This window comes from Nocardia terrae, from assembly GCF_009760405.1.
GTDB lineage: Bacteria > Actinomycetota > Actinomycetes > Mycobacteriales > Mycobacteriaceae > Nocardia > Nocardia terrae.
In genome coordinates, this window is record NZ_WRPP01000009.1 from 223,159 (window position 1) to 241,217 (window position 18,059).

18 protein-coding genes are annotated in these 18,059 nt (G+C 69.0%); 15 read left to right on the plus strand and 3 right to left on the minus strand.

The genetic code is table 11. The features are described 5' to 3' along the window. Position 1: 1 nt before the first annotated feature. Positions 2 to 853 (minus strand): alpha/beta fold hydrolase, encoded by an 852-nt coding sequence (locus GPX89_RS35455; protein ID WP_328602672.1) that lies wholly within the window; start codon positions 851 to 853, stop codon positions 2 to 4. A 29-nt stretch (positions 854 to 882) separates the two neighbouring features. On the opposite strand from GPX89_RS35455, the gene mmuM reads away from it, so the two are divergent. The 8 genes from mmuM (at position 883) to GPX89_RS35495 (ending at position 8,127) form a co-directional block, all read left to right on the plus strand. Further along, the gene (mmuM, locus tag GPX89_RS35460; RefSeq protein WP_198347753.1) at positions 883 to 1,749 is read left to right on the plus strand and encodes a homocysteine S-methyltransferase; all 867 of its coding nucleotides are present in this window, start codon (positions 883 to 885) and stop codon (positions 1,747 to 1,749) included. Between the two features lie 79 nt (positions 1,750 to 1,828). Then, positions 1,829 to 3,853 carry a heavy metal translocating P-type ATPase gene (locus GPX89_RS35465; protein ID WP_157392094.1) on the plus strand — a complete coding sequence of 675 codons (2,025 nt, stop codon included), beginning with the start codon at positions 1,829 to 1,831 and terminating at the stop codon, positions 3,851 to 3,853. Positions 3,854 to 4,013: 160 nt separating this feature from the next. Next, positions 4,014 to 4,274: a hypothetical protein gene (locus GPX89_RS35470; RefSeq protein WP_157392095.1), complete on the plus strand. Its 261-nt coding sequence runs from the start codon at positions 4,014 to 4,016 to the stop codon at positions 4,272 to 4,274. Beyond that, positions 4,271 to 5,407: an FAD:protein FMN transferase gene (locus tag GPX89_RS35475; RefSeq protein ID WP_157392096.1), complete on the plus strand. Its 1,137-nt coding sequence runs from the start codon at positions 4,271 to 4,273 to the stop codon at positions 5,405 to 5,407. The genes GPX89_RS35470 and GPX89_RS35475 overlap by 4 nt, the downstream gene beginning before the upstream one ends. Before the next feature lie 144 nt (positions 5,408 to 5,551). Then, the gene (locus GPX89_RS35480) at positions 5,552 to 6,130 is read left to right on the plus strand and encodes a ferric reductase-like transmembrane domain-containing protein (RefSeq protein WP_198347743.1); all 579 of its coding nucleotides are present in this window, start codon (positions 5,552 to 5,554) and stop codon (positions 6,128 to 6,130) included. Next, positions 6,127 to 7,353 carry an NADH-ubiquinone oxidoreductase-F iron-sulfur binding region domain-containing protein gene (locus GPX89_RS35485; RefSeq protein ID WP_157392097.1) on the plus strand — a complete coding sequence of 409 codons (1,227 nt, stop codon included), beginning with the start codon at positions 6,127 to 6,129 and terminating at the stop codon, positions 7,351 to 7,353. Before GPX89_RS35480 ends, GPX89_RS35485 begins: the two co-directional genes overlap by 4 nt. Beyond that, positions 7,350 to 7,568, plus strand: coding sequence for a ferredoxin (locus tag GPX89_RS35490; RefSeq protein ID WP_157392098.1), 219 nt, complete (start codon positions 7,350 to 7,352; stop codon positions 7,566 to 7,568). Before GPX89_RS35485 ends, GPX89_RS35490 begins: the two co-directional genes overlap by 4 nt. A gap of 31 nt (positions 7,569 to 7,599) precedes the next feature. Then, positions 7,600 to 8,127: a hypothetical protein gene (locus tag GPX89_RS35495; RefSeq protein ID WP_157392099.1), complete on the plus strand. Its 528-nt coding sequence runs from the start codon at positions 7,600 to 7,602 to the stop codon at positions 8,125 to 8,127. A gap of 96 nt (positions 8,128 to 8,223) precedes the next feature. Here GPX89_RS35495 and katG read toward each other — a convergent pair whose 3' ends face one another. Further along, the gene (gene katG, locus GPX89_RS35500) at positions 8,224 to 10,434 is read right to left on the minus strand and encodes a catalase/peroxidase HPI (protein ID WP_328602673.1); all 2,211 of its coding nucleotides are present in this window, start codon (positions 10,432 to 10,434) and stop codon (positions 8,224 to 8,226) included. Positions 10,435 to 10,488: 54 nt separating this feature from the next. After that, a complete protein-coding gene (locus GPX89_RS35505) occupies positions 10,489 to 10,902 on the minus strand; it encodes a Fur family transcriptional regulator (protein WP_157392165.1) in 414 nt (137 codons plus the stop codon). Positions 10,903 to 11,796: 894 nt separating this feature from the next. Here GPX89_RS35505 and GPX89_RS35510 point away from each other — a divergent pair. From GPX89_RS35510 to GPX89_RS35535, 7 genes are all read left to right on the plus strand, one after another. Beyond that, positions 11,797 to 13,563: an MFS transporter gene (locus tag GPX89_RS35510; RefSeq protein ID WP_157392100.1), complete on the plus strand. Its 1,767-nt coding sequence runs from the start codon at positions 11,797 to 11,799 to the stop codon at positions 13,561 to 13,563. A 99-nt stretch (positions 13,564 to 13,662) separates the two neighbouring features. Further along, positions 13,663 to 14,025, plus strand: a complete 363-nt coding sequence (locus tag GPX89_RS35515; protein WP_198347744.1) for a MarR family winged helix-turn-helix transcriptional regulator — start codon at positions 13,663 to 13,665, stop codon at positions 14,023 to 14,025. A gap of 241 nt (positions 14,026 to 14,266) precedes the next feature. Then, positions 14,267 to 14,827 carry an FAD-dependent oxidoreductase gene (locus tag GPX89_RS44045; protein ID WP_198347745.1) on the plus strand — a complete coding sequence of 187 codons (561 nt, stop codon included), beginning with the start codon at positions 14,267 to 14,269 and terminating at the stop codon, positions 14,825 to 14,827. Then, positions 14,824 to 15,234 carry an FAD-dependent monooxygenase gene (locus tag GPX89_RS44050; RefSeq protein ID WP_198347746.1) on the plus strand — a complete coding sequence of 137 codons (411 nt, stop codon included), beginning with the start codon at positions 14,824 to 14,826 and terminating at the stop codon, positions 15,232 to 15,234. The genes GPX89_RS44045 and GPX89_RS44050 overlap by 4 nt, the downstream gene beginning before the upstream one ends. 230 nt (positions 15,235 to 15,464) lie before the next feature. Continuing rightward, a complete protein-coding gene (locus GPX89_RS35525; protein ID WP_157392101.1) occupies positions 15,465 to 15,737 on the plus strand; it encodes a hypothetical protein in 273 nt (90 codons plus the stop codon). A gap of 55 nt (positions 15,738 to 15,792) precedes the next feature. Further along, positions 15,793 to 17,415 carry an FAD-binding oxidoreductase gene (locus GPX89_RS35530; RefSeq protein WP_157392102.1) on the plus strand — a complete coding sequence of 541 codons (1,623 nt, stop codon included), beginning with the start codon at positions 15,793 to 15,795 and terminating at the stop codon, positions 17,413 to 17,415. Beyond that, positions 17,412 to 18,029, plus strand: a complete 618-nt coding sequence (locus GPX89_RS35535; protein WP_157392103.1) for a TetR/AcrR family transcriptional regulator — start codon at positions 17,412 to 17,414, stop codon at positions 18,027 to 18,029. The genes GPX89_RS35530 and GPX89_RS35535 overlap by 4 nt, the downstream gene beginning before the upstream one ends. Positions 18,030 to 18,059: the final 30 nt, after the last annotated feature.

The window sequence follows — 18,059 nt, forward strand, 5'->3', positions numbered from 1 at the left end:
TTCAGCGGTGCAGGAATTCGAGGGTGACGCGTTCGAAGGCTTCCTTGGCCTCGTACATCACCCAGTGCCCGCACTTGGGGAACACGTGCAGTTCGGCGTTGGGGATCTGGCGCAGCGGGATGAGCGCCATGTCGGTGGGGCACTGGCGGTCGTCGGCGCCCCAGGTCATCAGGACCGGGCTCTTGACCTTGTGCAGCATGGACCAGTAGGGCGGGGTGGGGGAGTTCTCGAGGAACTGCTGTTGCAGGGCAAGGGCTTCGGAGCCGTACATGGCTTTGAGGCTGGCCTGGGCGGCGGGGTCGATCGCGGCTTGCCAGCGTTCTTCGACGAGCTCGTCGGTGATCATCTTGGGGTCGTAGATCATGCAGCGCAGCCAGCGCTCGAGGCCCTCGCGGGTGGGGTTGTCGGCGAACTCGGACAGCAGGCGGGTGCCTTCGCTGGGGTTGGGGGCGAGCAGGCTGTGCCCGACGCCGCCGATGGCCACGACCTTCTCCACCCGTTGCGGATGCTGCAGGGCGGCCATGACCGCGACCACGCCGCCCATGGAGTTGCCGATGATGGCGGCGGAGTCGAGGTGCAGGGCGTCGAGGAAGCGGATGACGGAGTCGACGGCGGTCAGGACCGGGTGGCCCGGGACCGGGTCGCTGACTCCGAAGCCGGGGAATTCGAGGACGTAGCAGTGGAAGTGGTCGGCGTAGAAGCCGAGGTTGCCGCGGAAGTTGCGCCAGCCGTTGACGCCGATTCCGGAGCCGTGCAGGAGAATCAGGGGTGGGCCGTCGCCGGCCTCGTGGTAGCGCAGTACGCCTTTGTCGGTGGCGATTTCGCGTCGGGTGTTCTCGTAGGTGACATCCACGCCCTCCAACATAGAACAGGTTTCAGTTGCTGATCTCCGATGGTGGGCTGGCCACCGAACTCGAGGCGCGCGGGCACGATCTGTCCGACGCGTTGTGGTCGGCGCGGCTGCTGCTGGACGCGCCCGAGGAGATCCGGGCGGTGCATGCCGCCTACTTCCGGGCCGGGGCGATGATCGCCACCACGGCCAGCTATCAAGCCTCGTTCGAGGGCTTCGAGGCCCGGGGAATCGACAGGGCGCAGGGTGTGCGGCTGCTGCGGCGCGGCGTCGAGCTGGCGCGCGCGGCCCGAGAGGAATTCGAGGACGGTCGTCGGCGCTGGGTCGCGGCCTCGATCGGCCCCTACGGTGCGGCCCTGGCCGACGGCTCGGAATACCGTGGCCGCTACGGGCTTTCGATCGCGCAGTTGAAGCGCTGGCATCTGCCGCGGCTGAGCGTGCTGGCCGAGTCGGGCGCGGATGTGCTCGCGCTGGAGACGATTCCGGATATCGACGAGGCCGAGGCGTTGGCGGGGCTGCTCGACGGCAGTGGCGTGCCCGCGTGGCTGAGCTTCACCATCGACGGCTCGCGGACCCGGGCCGGGCAGCCGTTGCGTGCGGCGTTCGCGATCGCCGCGCAGGTGCCGGAGATCGTGGCGGTGGGTGTGAACTGCTGCGCGCCCGCCGATGTCGCGGCGGCGGTGCGCTTGGCGCGGGAGGTTAGCGGCAAACCGGTCATCGTGTACCCGAACAGCGGGGAGGGCTGGGATGCCGATCGGTGCTGCTGGACGGGGGAGTCGCGATTCTCGGTGGGCGAGGTAGGGGAGTGGGCGCGGCTCGGTGCGGCCATCGTGGGCGGGTGCTGCCGGGTGCGGCCCGCCGATATCGAGCGCCTCGCGGCTGCCGTCGCCGTCGGGTGAGTCGGCAGATCGCCCGGTCATCGCTGCAATTAATAAACACATGCAGACATGCGCATGTATCTAAGTTATTCTCGCGTGTATGGAGACCACGGCGAACAACCGGCAAAGCGATGACGAGCACGGCCACGGCCTGCTGAGTCCGCGCGCGGAGATGGCCTTCGCGATCGGATCCGGTGTCACCTACACCGCGGGCATGGTGGCGAAATATCTGCTCGACACCCCGGGGTGGGTGGCGACGACGCTGTTTCTGGCCACCTATGTGCTGGGTGGTTTCTTCACCGTCCGCTCGGCGTACGAGACGATCCGGCGTGGTCGTTTCGAGGTCGATTTCCTGATGCTGGTCGCCGCGGCCGGTGCCGCGGCGGTGGGCAAGTGGGCCGAGGGGTCGGTGCTGCTGTTCCTGTTCAGTCTCGGGCACGCGCTCGAGGAGTACGCGATGAGCCGGGCGCGCCGGTCGATCGCGGCGCTCGGTGAGCTGGCGCCGCGCACGGCGCTGGTGCGCCGCGGTCCGGATCGGGTCGAGGAGATCGAGGTGGCGGCGCTGCGGGTCGGGGATACCGTTGTGGTGCTGCCGAATTCGCGGTTGAGTGCCGACGGGATCGTGGTGGCCGGGGTGAGCGCCATCGACGAGTCGTCGGTGACCGGGGAGAGCATGCCGGTGGAGAAGGCGGCGGTCGCCGATGTCGAGGCGGCGCTCGCGGGCCGGTCGCCGGTGTCGGAGGCGCATCGGGTGTTCGCGGGCACGCTCAATGGTTCGGGTGCGCTGGAGGTGCGGGTGACCTCTCGCGCCGAGGATTCGACGCTGGCGCGGGTGATCGCCATGGTGCGTGACGCCGATACCCAGAAGTCGCCGACGCAGCGGTTCATCGATCGGTTCCAGCTGGTGTATGTGCCGGCGGTGATCATCGGTGTGGTCGCCGTGATCGGGTTCGGGGTGCTGGCGTTGTCGGAGCCGTTCGCGGACAGCTTCTATCGCGGCATGGTGGTGCTGGTCGCGGCCAGCCCGTGCGCGCTGGCGATCGCGACCCCGAGTGCGGTGCTCGCGGGTGTGGCGCGCGCGGCGCAGGCGGGTGTGCTGGCCAAGGGCGGTGGCCCGCTGGAGTCGCTGGGCCGGGTGCGTTCGATCGCCTTCGACAAGACGGGCACGCTGACCTGGGGTCAGCCGCGTGTCACCGAGGTGGTGCCGGTGCGGGAGGGGGTGCGTGAGCAGCTGGTCACGACGGTGGTGGCGGTGGAATCCTTCAGCGATCACCCCCTGGCGGCCGCGATCACCCGTGATCTGGTGCAGCAGGTACCTGCGGAGGCGGAAAGCACTGCGACGGAGGTGAATTCGGTGACCGGCCGGGGCGTGACGGCGTTGGTGGACGGGCGGCCGGTGGAGATCGGCAACCTGCGGATGTTCGACGAGCTGGACCCCTTCGGGGTGCCCGAGGATATCGCCGCGACGGTCGATCATCTGCATCGGCTGGGCCGCACGACCATGATCGTGCGCGACGGTGGCGCGTACCTGGGTGTCATCGGGGTGATGGATACACCGCGTGCGGAGGCCGCGCCGGTGATCGCGCAGCTGCGTGCGTTGGGTGTCGCCGATATGGTCGTCATCTCCGGTGACAATCAGCGGGTGGCCGACGCGGTCGCCGAGGGTCTGGGTCTCGATGGTGCGCACGGTGGGCTGTTGCCCGAGGACAAGGTGTCGATGATCGCGCGGCTGAATGCGCGCGGCGGTACGGCGATGGTCGGTGACGGGGTGAACGATGCTCCCGCCATGGTGAATTCCTCGGTCGGTATCGCGATGGGCGCGAGTGGTTCCGCGGTGGCGCTGGAGACCGCGGATGTGGCGTTGATGACCGATGACATCGGCCGGTTGCCGTTCGCGGTGGCGTTGAGCCGTCGCACGGCGGCCGTCATTCGCCAGAACCTGACGGTGGCGTTGGTGATCGTGGCGGGTCTGGTGCCCGCGACGCTGCTGGGGCTGCCGATCGGGCCCGCGGTGTTCATTCACGAGGGTTCGACGCTGCTGGTGGTGGCGAACGCGTTGCGGCTGCTGCGCTTCCGCCGGGGTGGCGAGCATGCGGGGATCGCGCACGAGACGCGTCCGGCCTGACCCCAGCCATCGCGCCGGGTACTCCTGGAGGGGTTCCCGGCGCATTCGCAGCATTCGGGTCATTGCTTCACAGCGTGCTCACAGCGGCAGTTCGCATCCTGGATTTCACACCTCCCGGGAGCCGAGACGGCTTCCGGTGAACTCTCGAACAGGATCTGCAATGCCGTCGTCACTTCCGAGTCTGCGGGCCGGGCGCTCCGCGACCGTCGCCTTGCTCGCCGTGACCGCGGCGGGCACCCTCACCGCCACCACGCTGGCTTACCTCGATGCCCATGGCAGCGGATCCAGCGGCGGGGCAACCCAATCCACCGATCAGGGCAGCACTGTCACCTCGGACGGCACCGCCGCGAACGCCGTCACTCCGGTGCCGACGCTGAGTCCGGGTTCGGGTCGCAGTCACGCCCGATCGAGCGGCTCATGACCGCGGCTGTTTCGGCGGTCGAATGGCCGGTGTGGAGCACGACGGCGCGTGTGGTGGTCACCGACTCGGCGGCCTCGGCTTCCGCTCGTGCCCTGGTCCGGGCGCATCTGGCGGAGGTCGACGCGGCGTGCAGTCGCTTCCGCGCGGATTCGGAGGTCAGCCGTCTGGCCCGCGCCGACGGCAAACCGGTGCACGTGAGCGCCCTGCTGGCCGAGCATGTGCGTGCGGCGTTGTCAGCGGCCCGCGATACCGGCGGCGACGTGGATCCCACGGTCGGTGCCGCGATGATCGGGCTGGGATACGACCGCGATTTCGGGTTGCTGCTGCCCGCCCGGTCGGGCCGGGAAGCACGAGAGTCGGACGCGCGCACCCGGGTTGAGGCCGCCGACGTCGCGTTCGGCACCGGTGAGACGGCCGCTGCACCCCAAGCCGACGGCGCAACCTCGGATTCGCCCGCGCTGGTGGCGGGAACCGGGGTGGCTGCCGAAGTGGCCGGGGGCTGGAGCGCAGTCCCGGAATCCCGGCGCAGCGAGACACGGGTGGCGATCGCCGCGCGGGTGGACTGGACCGCGGTCAGCCTCGAAGGTCAGCTCTTGTGTGTGCCCGCCGGGGTGCTGCTGGATCTGGGTGCGACCGCGAAAGCTCTGGCCGCCGACGTGTGCGCGCACCGGGTCGCCGCACGTCTGGGCTGCGGTGTGCTGGTGAGCCTGGGCGGTGATATCGCGACCGCGGGTGCGGCGCCGGATGGCGGATGGCAGGTGCTCGTGGAGGATCGTCCCGGTGAACCTCGTTCGCGGGTAGCGCTTCCCGCGGGTGCGGGCCTGGCCACGTCGAGCACGTTGCGGCGGCGGTGGTGGCGTGGCGGGTCGGTGGTGCATCACATCGTCGATCCGCGTACCGGGGTGGCCGCCGACCCGGAGTGGCGGACCGTATCGGTGGCCGCGTCGAGTTGTCTGGCAGCCAATACCGCCGCGACTGCCGCGATCGTCCGCGGTCGTGACGCGTTGACGGGTCTGCGCGCGGGTGGACTACCCGCGCGGCTGGTACGGCGCGACGGTGCGGTGGTGGTTCTGGGCGGCTGGCCCGAATCCGACCTCGCCGCCGAGGACAAGCGCGAATTCGATTCGATATGAACGGAGCCCAATCATGAACCGGCCGAACCGATTCGAGCCGACGCCACCACGATCGGCATGCGGCCGGGTGAGGCGATCGGCATCCCGGCGGATGGACCACCGCCGTAGAGCGGATGTGTCCGTGCGAGGGGACGGTGAGCGGTAATGGGTCAGGCCGGTTTCGACGAAGCGATGTGGGCGTTCGGGCGGGGCACCGGAATCACGGCGCTGGTGTTGTTGACGGTGGCGGTGGTGGCGGGTGTCGTCGCGCGCTCGGGTCGTGCGGTGGTGTTGCCGCGCACGGGGATCGCGATCTTCCATCGCGGGGCGGCGTTGACGGCGACCGCGCTGGTGGCGCTGCATGTGGGCAGCCTGCTGCTGGATCCGTGGGCGCAGTTGCGGCTGGTGGATGTGGTGGTGCCGTTCGCGGGCTCGTATCGGCCGGTGTGGGTGGGGTTCGGGACGGTGGCGGTGGATCTGTTGGCGGCGGTGACGGTTTCGGGGTTACTGCGGCATCGGATCGGGCCGGGCGCGTTCCGGGCGGTGCATTGGGCGACCTACGGGTTGTGGCCGGTCGCGCTGGTGCACGTGCTGGGTGCGGGGACCGACTCGTTCCGGCCGTGGCTGCTGGCGGTGCTGGTGGTGTGCGCAGGGGCGGTGGCGGCCGTGGTGGGGTGGCGGATCAGCCGCGGCTTCACCGAGATCGGCGCTGTCGGGAACGTGGCAGGGCGGGTGCTCGGATGAACGGCCTGGGAAGTATGCGTGCGCCGGGGGTTCGGCTGCTGGCCGCGCCGGCGGCGGAGCTGACCGCGCACGAGGCGACGCACGGTCGGCTGCCGGTGGTGACGGCGGCGCTGCTCGATGCGGTCGCGGCGTCGGGGCTGCGCGGGCGCGGGGGTGCCGGGTTCCCGACGGCGCGCAAGCTGGGCGCGGTCGCCGCGGCGGCACGCCCGATCGTGATCGCCAATGGGGCCGAGGGCGAACCCGACAGTCACAAGGACGCCGTGCTGCTCACGCGCGCACCGCATCTGGTGTTGGACGGGCTGGTGGCGACGGCCGCGGCGGTGGGGAGCCGCGACTGCCGGTTGTATGCGCCCGAAGCGGTGCTGAGCGCGGTGCGTCGGGCCATCGCCGAGCGGCGCGCGGCCGGATACCGGGAGCCGAAGATCGAGCTGACCGCCGCGACGGAGACGTTTCTGGCGGGGGAGAAGTCGGCGGTGGTCAACCGGTTGGCCGGGCGTGCGGCCGTCCCTGTCGATCAGGTGGTGAGCTTGTCGCGTTCGGGACTGCACGGTCGCCCGACCCTGGTGCAGAACGTCGAGACGCTGGCTCAGGTGGGTTTGATCGCCCGGTACGGGCCGGGCTGGTTCCGTGCGGTGGGTGTCGATACCGAACCGGGTACCCGGCTGATCAGCTTGTCGGGCACCAGGAACGCTGGTGTCTTCGAGGTCGCGTCGGGCATCGGGTTGGGTGAGCTGCTGTCCCGCTGGGGTGGCACCGATCCTGCGACGGTGCGGGCGGTGCTGGTCGGCGGCTGGCACGGCAGCTGGATCTCGGGTCTGGCGGTGGCGGGTGCGTCGCTGTCGGGACCGGGTCTCGAGCATCTGCACGCCCACCCGGGTGCCGGTGTGCTGCGCGTGCTGCCGCACGGGCAGTGCGGGTTGCGCGCGACCGCCGAGATCGTGGACTACCTGGCGCGGCAGAGCGCCGGCCAGTGCGGGCCCTGCCGCAACGGATTGCCCACCCTGGCTGCCGGATTCGCTGAGCTCGTCGACGGCGGCGGTGACCCGGGCGAGGTGGCCCGGGTGGCGCGGCTGGTCGTGGGCCGAGGCGCCTGCCATCACCCCGACGGGACCGCGCGCCTGGTGGGTTCGGCATTGACGGTGTTCGCCGACGATCTGGCCCGCCATCGACGCGGCAGCTGCACGGCGGGAATCCCCTTGGCCCCGATCGGAGCCGCACGATGAGTACCCCACAACGCCTGCACATCGACTGGACTCGCTGCGACGGTCGCGGCCTGTGCGGGGAACTGCTGCCCGGGCAGCTGGCCCGCGACGACTGGGGCTACCCGCTCACGCGTGACCACCGTGACCCCGTCATCGGTGCCGCCGATCTGGCGGCCGCGCGGGAGGCGGTGCGGCTGTGCCCGCGCCTGGCGTTGCGGTTGCTGCCGCTGGCATGATCGGAGGTCGAAGGCGGCGGAAGGGGAGACCATGGCGACGGTGAGCGCGACGCGAATCCAACGGCTGCGCAACCTGATCGAGCATCCGCGTACCGGAGCCGCCGAACGCGCCGCGGCCCAACGCATGCTGGACCGGATCCAGGGCACGAGCGCGGCGAGCCGTTCCGTGCGCGGGGACCGCACCTACGGCGCACGCCACGACAAGCCCGGACGGCATGCGAGCCTGTCGCGCATCGCGGACATGATCCGCGAGGACCTGGCCTTGGCGCGGGTCTTCGCCGACGCGGCCGTCCCGGGAGAACTGGTGGCCCGCAGCGCGATCCGCGACGCCCCCGCGCAACTGACCTACACCGTCGACGCCCCCTTCGACGCGGGTATCCGCGTCAGCGTCGCCGCGGTGCCGCGCGGGTGGGGCTGGCCCGACGGTTACACCGAATCACCGGCGCTGCGGGATCTGATCGCCGAGGTCACCGACATCATGAACGCCTACAACCATGACGGCACCGATATCGACCAGCGCTACCACGGCCGCGTCGAGGTGCGGGCGGCAGGGGAGTAGCGGCGTAAGCGAATACGCCTGCCGCACAACCCGATTCGCCCCGCAAACGGGCGATGCCCCGGACCGTGAGGGTCCGGGGCATCGCTTCAGCGGTGACTACGCGCCGGTCAGGTCGAAGCGGTCGAGCTCCATGACCTTGGTCCAGGCGGCGACGAAGTCGCGGACGAACTTCTCGTTCGAGTCGTCCTCGGCGTACACCTCGGCCAGCGCCCGCAGCTGCGAGTTGGAGCCGAACACCAAATCGACACGCGAGGCGGTCCACACGGTCTTGCCGGTGGCGCGGTCGGTGCCCTCGTAGCTGGTGTTGTCGGCGTCGACCGGGGCCCACTTGGTGGACATGTCGAGCAGGTTCACGAAGAAGTCCGTGGACAGCACGCCCGGACGGTCGGTGAACACACCCTGCTGCGAACCCTTGTAGTTCGCGCCCAGCACACGCAGACCACCGACCAGGACGGTCATCTCCGGCGCGGACAGGGTCAGCAGGTTGGCCTTGTCGAGCAGCAGGTACTCGGCCGGGATGGTGGTGCCCTTGCCGACGTAGTTGCGGAAGCCGTCGGCCGCGGTCTCGAGCGCCGCGAAGGACTCGACGTCGGTCTGCTCCTGGGTGGCGTCGGTGCGGCCCGCGTGGAACGGGACGGTGACGTCGAATCCGGCTGCCTTGGCGGCGGTTTCGACACCGACGTTACCGGCCAGCACGACCAGGTCGGCGAAGGAGACCGGCTTGCCGAAGTCGGCCTGGATGCCCTCGAGCACCCGGATGACCTGAGCCAGCTCGTCGGGCTGGTTGACCTCCCAGCCGGCCTGCGGCTGCAGGCGGATACGGCCGCCGTTGACGCCGCCGCGCATATCCGAGCCACGGAAGGACGACGCGGCCGCCCACGCGGTCGACACCAGCTGTGCGACGGTCAGACCCGAGTCGGCGATCTTGGCCTTGAGGGCCTTGATGTCGGCGTCGGAGGGCAGCGCGCCCTGGTGCGCCGGGACCGGGTCCTGCCACAGCAGGGTCTCGGCCGGAACCTCCGGGCCCAGGTAACGGACCTTGGGGCCCATGTCACGGTGGGTGAGCTTGTACCAGGCCTTGGCGAAGGCGGCGGCCAGCTCTTCGGGGTGCTCGAGCCAGCGGCGGGTGATCTGCTCGTAGATCGGGTCGACCCGCATCGACAGGTCGGTGGTGAGCATGGTCGGCAGCCACCGCTTGGTGTTGTCGAAGGCGTCGGGGATGATCGCCTGGCCGTCCTTGGCGACCCACTGGTGGGCGCCGGCGGGGGACTTGGTCAGCTCCCATTCGTTGCCGTAGAGGGTCTCGAGGAAGCTGTTGTCCCACTTGGTCGGGGTCGGGGTCCAGGTGACCTCGAGGCCGGAGGTGATGGCGAAGCGGCCGGAACCGGTGCCGAAGGAGGACTTCCAGCCCAGGCCCTGCTCCTCGAGCGGGGCGGCCTCGGGCTCGGGGCCGACGTGATCGGCCGGGCCGGCGCCGTGGGTCTTGCCGAAGGTGTGGCCACCCACGATCAGGGCGGCGGTCTCCTCGTCGTTCATCGCCATGCGCGCGAAGGTCTCGCGGATGTCGATGGCGGCCAGGGCCGGGTCCGGGTTGGCGTTGGGGCCTTCGGGGTTGACGTAGATCAGACCCATCTGGACCGCGGCGAGGGGGTTCTCGAGGTCGCGCTTGCCGGTGTAGCGGGCATCGCCGAGCCACTCGGTCTCCGGGCCCCAGTACACGTCCTCTTCGGGCTCCCACTGGTCGACGCGGCCGCCGCCGAAGCCGAAGGTCTCGAAGCCCATGTCCTCGAGGGCGACGTTGCCGGCGTAGACGATGAGGTCGGCCCACGACAGCTTCTTGCCGTACTTCTTCTTGACCGGCCACAGCAGACGGCGCGCCTTGTCGAGGGAGGCGTTGTCGGGCCAGGAGTTCAGGGGCGCGAAGCGCTGCATGCCGGCACCGGCGCCACCGCGGCCGTCCTGCACGCGGTAGGTGCCCGCGGCGTGCCAGGCCATGCGGATGAAGAAGGGGCCGTAGTGGCCGAAGTCGGCGGGCCACCACTCCTGGGAGGTGTGCATGACCTCGACGATGTCGGCCTTCACCGCGGCCAGGTCGAGGGTCTTGAACTCGGCGCGGTAGTCGTAGCCCTCGTCCATGGGGTTCGCGACGGCCGGGTTCTTCTGCAGGATCTTCAGGTTGAGCTGGTTGGGCCACCACTGACGGTTGGCGTTGCCGCCCTCGACCGGGGCGGTCATCTTGTCGTGCAGGACCGGGCAGCCGCCGGCGGGTTCGGTATTGGCTTCACCGATGGGCGGGTGTTCAGGCACGGTGTGTCGTCCTTTCGAGTGGTGTGATCTGGTTGTCGACCACGAGTGTGGCCGCTACTTCTCTTGTGTGGCAGCGGTTTTGGAACAGTCGGGGCACAGGCCCCAGTACACGACCTCGGCCTCGTCGAGCGCGAAGCCGTGGTTGTCGGAGGCGGTCAGGCAGGGTGCGTCGCCGACGGCGCAGTCGACGTCGGCGATGACGCCGCACGAGCGGCACACGACGTGGTGGTGGTTGTCGCCGACGCGGGTCTCATACAGGGCGACCGAGCCCATGGGCTGGATGCGCCGCAGCAGCCCGGCGCTGGTCAGGGCACGCAGGACGTCGTAGACGGCCTGATGGGACACCCCACCCAGGGTCTGGCGCACGAACCCGAGGATGGAGTCCGTGTCCGAGTGGGGGTGTTCGTGGACCGCGGTCAGCACCGCCATGCGCGGTGCGGTCACACGCAGAGCGGCCCCGCGCAACATGCGCTCGAACTCCGTAGGCGTGGGCACACCCGGAAGTCTGCCTCTTTTTCTGGAATGAATCAAGTCTTCATCGAGCCGGGTTGGGAAGCCCGCTCGACATGCCCCGCCTTCCGGTGCGCCATCGAGAGCAGGGGAGCGTTGATGCTTGCCCGAAGATACCCGGAACCGGGCATGTCAGATTGCGTTGCAGCGAAAGACGCTGACCGGCAGCCGATTACGCAGATTCCACCCACAATGATTGCCTGTGCCCGGACAGCCCTGTTCGAGGCGGCGGTTCAGGGGAGGGCTGGTGGCGGGGTGCTGGGAGTGACTCCGTCACCACACCACCCTTACTTGACATAATGTGCATTATCGGCGCGGTTACGGCATTGGGAATGATCTTGAAAGATGGTGTGTGACATCGGTGTTCGCGCTTTGTGCGGTGCTCTGTCCGGCGGCGCGCTCCGGCCGGGTTGCCGATCCTCCGCGTTGTTTGCCTGTCGTCGTTGTTGGTCAGTTCCGGCGAAACGAAATATTTCGGCTTCTTGGGCCTTTGGTGGAAAATTTCCGGATTCCGCCGAGGCGGCTGATTGCGGCTCTCGGCGGCCCCGGTCCCTCTCTTGATGCCGCTCCCCTGGCGGGTTTCCAGCTCTCAATACGTCACAGTGACGTATTGAGGTGGGGTGGCTGGACCCCGTCGATTCCCTCGTAGCTGGATATCGACATCAGCTCGCGAAACCGGGCATCCGAAGCGATCGTCGAGGCGCGTCTCCGCTGCTGCGGGTTCGGCTCCAGGGGTCAGGGTTCCAGGTGTTGGTTCGATGGCTGCTGAGTGGTGAGTCACACCATTTCATTAGTTAGCCTCATGCAACTATATTTGGGCGTTGTTCGTTCGTTGACTTGTGGGAGGCTCTGATGGCTGCGGCCCCAACGACCGGGGTGGATCCCGGTGATGTCCAGACCATTCGGAGGCGGCTCCGGATCGAGCACGATCACCCGCACTACAAGTGGGTGGCGTTGTCGAATACGACGCTGGGCATGTTGATGGTGACGATCAACTCCTCGATCGTGATCATCTCGCTGCCGGACATCTTCCGCGGGATCGATCTGAATCCGCTGGCGGCGGGCAATGTGAGCTACCTGCTGTGGATGATGATGGGCTTCCTGCTGGCGTCGGCGGTGCTGGTGGTGATGTTCGGGCGGCTCGGGGACATGGTCGGGCGCGTCAAGATCTACAACTACGGGTTCGTGATCTTCACGGTCACCGCGATCGCGTTGTCGTTCGATCCGTTCACCCACGGCGGTGGCGCGGTGTGGCTGATCGGGTGGCGCGTGCTGCAGGGTGTCGGCGGCGCGATGCTGATGGCCAATGCGGCCGCGATCCTCACCGACGCGTTCCCGGCCGAGCAGCGCGGGTTCGCGCTCGGCATCAATCAGGTTGCGGCCGTGGCCGGTTCGTTCCTGGGCCTGCTGCTGGGCGGTCTGCTGGCGCAGTGGGACTGGAAGGCCGTGTTCTGGGTGAGCGTGCCGTTCGGCATTCTCGGCACGGTGTGGTCGTACCGGTCGCTGCACGACAACGGGCAGCGCAATGCGGGCTCGCTCGATATTCCGGGCACCGTCACCTTCGCGGTCGGTCTGACCGCGTTGCTGACCGGCATCACCTATGGCATTCAGCCGTACGGGGATTCGAATACCGGCTGGTCCAACCCGTGGGTGCTGGCCGCGGTGTTCGGCGGTCTGGCGGTGCTGGCGCTGTTCTGCTGGATCGAGACCAAGGTGGAGCAGCCGATGTTCCACCTGTCGCTGCTGAAGGTCCGCGCGTTCGGGCTCGGTAACCTGGCGGGCCTGATGTCCTCGCTGGGCCGCGGTGGCCTGCAGTTCATGCTGATCATCTGGCTGCAGGGCATCTGGCTGCCGCTGCACGGGTTCGACTACGAGTCCACGCCGTTGTGGGCGGGCATCTATCTGCTGCCGTTGACGGTGGGATTCCTGGTGGCGGGACCGGTTTCGGGCAAGCTGTCCGACCGTTACGGTCCGCGGCTGTTCGCGACGCTGGGCATGACGATCACCGCGGTGACGTTCGTGCTGCTGGTGGTGCTGCCGGTCGACTTCTCCTACTGGGCGTTCGCGGTCGTGATCGCGCTCAACGGTATGGGTTCGGGTATGTTCGCCTCCCCCAATACCGCCGAGGTCATGTCCGCGGTGCCCGCCTCGCAGCGCGGTGTCGCCTCCGGTATGCGTGGCACGCTGCTCAACGGCGGTATGGCGCTGTCGATCGGCGTGTTCTTCTCGCTGATGATCATCGGCCTGTCCAACAGCCTGCCGGGGGCGATGAATTCGGGTCTGCAGGCGCAGGGTGTGCCCGCGAACGTGGCGGGGGAAGTGGCCGGGCTGCCGCCGGTCGGCAGCCTGTTCGCGGCGTTCCTCGGCGTGAATCCGATTCAGGCGCTGCTGGGTCCGACCGGCATCCTCGATCACCCGGGCGTGCACAAGGATGTGCTCACCGGTCAGGAGTTCTTCCCGCACTTGATCTCCGGCCCGTTCCATTCGGGTCTGGTCGTGGTCTTCCTGGGAGCCGCGATTATGATGCTGATCGGCGCGGTGGCCTCGTGGTTCGCCGGCAGCCCGTCGGTTGCGGACGAGGCCGCCGAGCTTCGTGAAGCCGCCCGCGAGGGAATCTGAACGGAGGAGAGGACCCTGCCCGAGCCCACGAGCGTCGCCGATCCCGACCAGCTCACCGAAGCCGCCGAGCTCTATCACGCTATCGGCCGCCTGCTGCGTTTGTTGCGCAATTCCGGTGACCTCGGGGCGCTGAGCCCCGGCGCGGCCTCGGCCCTGGCGTCGCTGGCCCGTCAGGGCCCGCTGCGCCTGGGTGATCTGGCCGGTATCGAACGGGTCAGTGCCCCAACGATGTCGCGGATCGTGACCGGTCTCGAGAAGGGCGGCTACCTGACCCGTGATGCCGATCCCGAGGACGGCCGCGCCCAGTTGCTGACCGCGACCGCGGCCGCCCATGATCTGGTCACCGGTCTGACCTCGGCGCGTATTCAGCGCTTCGCGGGGGCGATGGAGCATCTGGCGCCGGGTCAGCGCGAGGCGGTCATGTCCGGCCTCAACACCCTCATCGAGGCGCTCGACCGGTAGCCGAGGCGCACGAATGGGCCTGTTCGTGCACTGCACCCGGAGAATCGGTGGTTTCCCGCCGAAATCTTTGCCGCAGTGCACGTTCAGGCCCTTTTTGCTATCCATGCCCTGACCCTCCTCACAACCCGGTGTCAACCCTGGGTTGACCATAACCCCATACGTCAACTATTAGTTGACGATGAGGCGGGAGTGTGCAATCCCTGGCTTTCGCTGATGGCGGACCGATCCAGGAGTGGAAGTGATGGCTGTCGAGAACGCGGTACCGGGTGGCGAAGCGAAGAACAACAAGCGGGTACTGGTGGTGGGCGCCGGGATCGCCGGGCTGGCCGCCGCGCTGCGGATGCACCAGCAGAACTGGGATGTCGTCGTCGTCGAACGCGCGCAATCCCGGCGCAGCAGTGGCTATTTGGTGAACCTGCACGGACCCGGATTCGACGCCGCGCAGCGGCTCGGGCTGCTGCCGCGTCTGACACCGCGCGATATCGGGTTGTACACCTCGATCCTGGTTCACGCGGACGGGCGCGAGAAGTTCACGATTCCGGCCGCTGTCGCCCAAGCCGCCGTGGGGAATCGGGCACTGAGCCTGTTTCGCGGCGATCTGGAGTCGGCGCTCTACGACACGGTGGCCGAGGTCGCCGATATCCGTTTCGGCACCACGGTGCAGGCGGTAACCCAGGACACCGACGACGTCTGGATCTGGGCCACATGGTTGGAGCGTTCCCGCTCGCGCACGCCCCCGCACACGTACCCGCAGGTGCGGGCACGACCTTCCTCGGACCCCGGCGCACGGCCGCGGTCATGAACCTGGGGCCGGATCGCTCCTCGGCGTTCTTCGCCTACCGCAGTCCCGACCCGGCCGGTGACCTCGCGCTCGGCCCCGCGCTCGCCCGAGCCTTCGGCGATCTCGGCCGGGGTGTCGCCGATGCCCTGCGCCAGCTCGAGAACGACCCTGCCTCCGCGTATTTCGACACCGTCGGCCAGGTCGTCATGGACCGGTGGAGCCGCGGGCGCGTGGTCCTGCTCGGCGACGCGGCGTGGTGTGGGACCGTGTTCGCCGGGTACGGGGCGGCCCTCGCTCTCGACGGCGCGGATCGGCTCGGTGCCGCCCTGGGAGCGTACGGCGAGGACATCGACGCGGCGCTGGAGGCGTGGGAGGCCGCGCTGCGCCCGAAGTCCGCAAACGACAAGCACTGGCCCGCAAGGGAATAGCCCGATTCGCCCCGCCGTCCCGGATGCACGTCTGGGCCGGTGAACTGATGCTGCGCGCCATCGGCCTGCCCGGCATCCGGACTCTGATCCAACGCGCCATCCAACGCGCCAACAACTAGGCCAGGGTGTCGGGCAGTTCGGCAAGAGTCGACGTCCATCGCGAGGATGCCTTGTGGGGCAGCAGTTTCAGGGGCAGGCCGCCGGGTGCGGGCCGCTAGTAGGTTGTCGAGGTGACGGCGATCGACCTCGACAGGGTGCGGGTGCTGTTGTCCGAGCACTCTCGCTCCGAAACCTGGTGGCAGCTGCGCAGCGGGGAGGGCGGCGCACTGCTGGAGCAGGCGAGCACCCTCGCCGCGGACGCGGACCCGGAGATCGGGCGGCGGACCCGGAATGGGCTGGATCGCCTTGTCGCGGAGGAGGATCGCCGCGCACTCGGCGCCATGGTGATCGAGCACCGAATGCGTCGCGGTGCCCTGCCGATCCAGCTGTGGACATCGAATTGACTTGGCAGTAAATTACGGACCGTTCAATTGAGTGGAGCTCGGAGGAGTGGGCCTGATGGCACGGTCGTGGTGGGGTTGGGGCAATGTCGAGGACGCCGTGACCGGATCGGAGCGGGCCGCCCTGACCGCGCGGGTGGCGGCGCTGATGCCCCGGGCCGATCTCACCGCCCACGAGGCTCCCGCCCTGGAGTCGCTGAGTGTCGCCGCGCCGCGTGTGGCGCCGCCGGACACGTTGGCCCACTTGGCCTCCCAGGAGCTCGGCGATCGGGTGTCGCACGGGCGTGGACAGGCGTTCCGGGATGTGGTGCGCAATCTGCTCGGCCGTGTCGCCGACGTGCCCGACCTGGTGGTGCGGCCCGGCAGCGAACAAGAGGTCGCCGACGTGCTGGAGTGGTGTGCGGGTGCGGGAATCGCGGTGATCCCGTTCGGCGGAGGCACGTCGGTGGTCGGCGGTGTGGAGCCGCGGGGGCTCGGCGACTACGCGGGGGTGGTGTCGCTGGATCTGGGTCGGCTCGACCGCGTGCTCGAGGTCGATCGCACCAGCCGGGCCGCGCGGATTCAGGCGGGGATGCTGGGGCCCGCGCTGGAAGCGGCGCTGCGGCCGGAAGGTTTGACACTGCGGCACTTTCCGCAGTCGTTCGAGTTCTCGACCCTCGGCGGGTGGCTGGCGACCAGGGCAGGCGGGCATTACGTGACCGTCTACACCCACATCGACGACCTGGTCGAATCGATGCGGGTCGTGACGCCGAGCGGGATCAGCGCATCGCGGCGGCTGCCCGGTTCCGGGGCGGGGCCCTCACCGGACCGGATGTTCCTCGGCTCGGAGGGCACCCTCGGTGTGATCACCGAGGCGTGGATGCGGTTGCAGGACCGGCCGCGGTGGCGCGCCACCGCCTCGGTGCTGTTCGACGACTACGCCGCGGCGGTGAACGCGACCCGCGTGATCGCACAGTCGGGACTGTTCCCGACCAACTGCCGGCTGCTCGATCCGGCCGAAGCGTTCCTCAATGCCGCGACCGCCACCTCCGGCGGTGTGCTCGTGCTGGGTTTCGAATCCGCGGACCATCCCGTCGACGAGCCCATGCGGCGGGCGTTGGAGATCTGCGGTGACTGCGGCGGCAAGGCACCCGAGGCGATCACGAGCACCGACTCGTCGGGCAATGCCGTGCACGAAGGCGCGGCCGGGACCTGGCGGTCGTCGTTCCTGCGGATGCCGTATCAGCGGGACGCGCTGGCCGCGCAGTCGATGATCGTGGAGACCTTCGAAACCGCCTGCACCTGGGATCGATTCGAGCAGCTACGGGCCACCGTGCTCGACGCCGCGCAGGGCGCGTTCGCGACGCTGGGCATCACGGGCGTGGTGACGTGCCGGTTCACCCACGTGTACCCGGATGGTCCCGCACCCTATTTCGGTGTCTACGCCGCGGGCACCTGGGGCCGGACCGTCGAGCAGTGGGACGAGATCAAAGCCGCGGTGTCCGAGGCGCTGGCGAGCACCGGCGCCACCATCACCCACCACCATGCCGTCGGCCGCGACCACCGACCCTGGTACGACCGGCAGCGGCCCGAACCCTTCGCGCGCGCACTGCAGGCCACGAAGACGGCACTGGATCCGGCGCACATCCTCAACCCGGGCGTGCTGATCGATCCGGCCCCCCGCGGCGCGGCAAGGCGATGAACGCTCCCGTGAGCCGCGCCGGCACCAAGGGTGTCCCCCGCGAACAGCGCGAACAACAACTCCTCGACATCGCCACCCTCGAATTCGGCAACCGCGGCTACGGCAACGCCTCACTCGCCGAGATCGTCTCCGCCGCAGGGGTTTCCAAACCCCTGATCTACGCCTACTTCGGCTCGCGGGACGAACTGCACGCAGCCTGTGTGCACCGGGCGGGCACGAGCCTGGTCGCCGCGGTCGCCGACGCCCAAGCAGTGCACGGCGCCGACGGCAAGGCCCTGGCCACCCTCGCCGCGATCTTCCACGCGCTCGACGGCCGCATCCAGAACTGGCGCATCATCTACGACCACACCCTCCCCCGGCCCAGCCCCGCCCACGACACCGCCCGCCACTACCAGGACGCGCTCAACGCGATGGGCTCGGCGGGTGTCGCCGAAATCCTCGCCGGAGCCGGAAACCACAGTCCCGAGGACCATTCCCTGCTGCTGACACTGTGGTTCAGCATCGTCTCCACCACGGTCTCCTGGTGGGCCGATCACCCCGAGAGCACTCCCGACGACATGACCGCGCGCTGCCTGAGACTGTTCACCGCCCTCCGGCGATCGCGCACATCGTGAACGCATCGCGAACTTATCGCCCGGCGGTTC

Coding starts and splice junctions, on each gene's coding strand:
- GPX89_RS35465 (WP_157392094.1), top strand. CDS start 1,829: ATGGAGACCACGGCGAACAACCGGCAAAGCGATGACGAGCACGGCCAC.
- GPX89_RS35470 (WP_157392095.1), top strand. CDS start 4,014: ATGCCGTCGTCACTTCCGAGTCTGCGGGCCGGGCGCTCCGCGACCGTC.
- GPX89_RS35475 (WP_157392096.1), top strand. CDS start 4,271: ATGACCGCGGCTGTTTCGGCGGTCGAATGGCCGGTGTGGAGCACGACG.
- GPX89_RS35480 (WP_198347743.1), top strand. CDS start 5,552: ATGGGTCAGGCCGGTTTCGACGAAGCGATGTGGGCGTTCGGGCGGGGC.
- GPX89_RS35485 (WP_157392097.1), top strand. CDS start 6,127: ATGAACGGCCTGGGAAGTATGCGTGCGCCGGGGGTTCGGCTGCTGGCC.
- GPX89_RS35490 (WP_157392098.1), top strand. CDS start 7,350: ATGAGTACCCCACAACGCCTGCACATCGACTGGACTCGCTGCGACGGT.
- GPX89_RS35495 (WP_157392099.1), top strand. CDS start 7,600: ATGGCGACGGTGAGCGCGACGCGAATCCAACGGCTGCGCAACCTGATC.
- GPX89_RS35505 (WP_157392165.1), bottom strand. CDS start 10,902: ATGTTGCGCGGGGCCGCTCTGCGTGTGACCGCACCGCGCATGGCGGTG.
- GPX89_RS35510 (WP_157392100.1), top strand. CDS start 11,797: ATGGCTGCGGCCCCAACGACCGGGGTGGATCCCGGTGATGTCCAGACC.
- GPX89_RS44045 (WP_198347745.1), top strand. CDS start 14,267: ATGGCTGTCGAGAACGCGGTACCGGGTGGCGAAGCGAAGAACAACAAG.
- GPX89_RS44050 (WP_198347746.1), top strand. CDS start 14,824: ATGAACCTGGGGCCGGATCGCTCCTCGGCGTTCTTCGCCTACCGCAGT.
- GPX89_RS35530 (WP_157392102.1), top strand. CDS start 15,793: ATGGCACGGTCGTGGTGGGGTTGGGGCAATGTCGAGGACGCCGTGACC.
- GPX89_RS35535 (WP_157392103.1), top strand. CDS start 17,412: ATGAACGCTCCCGTGAGCCGCGCCGGCACCAAGGGTGTCCCCCGCGAA.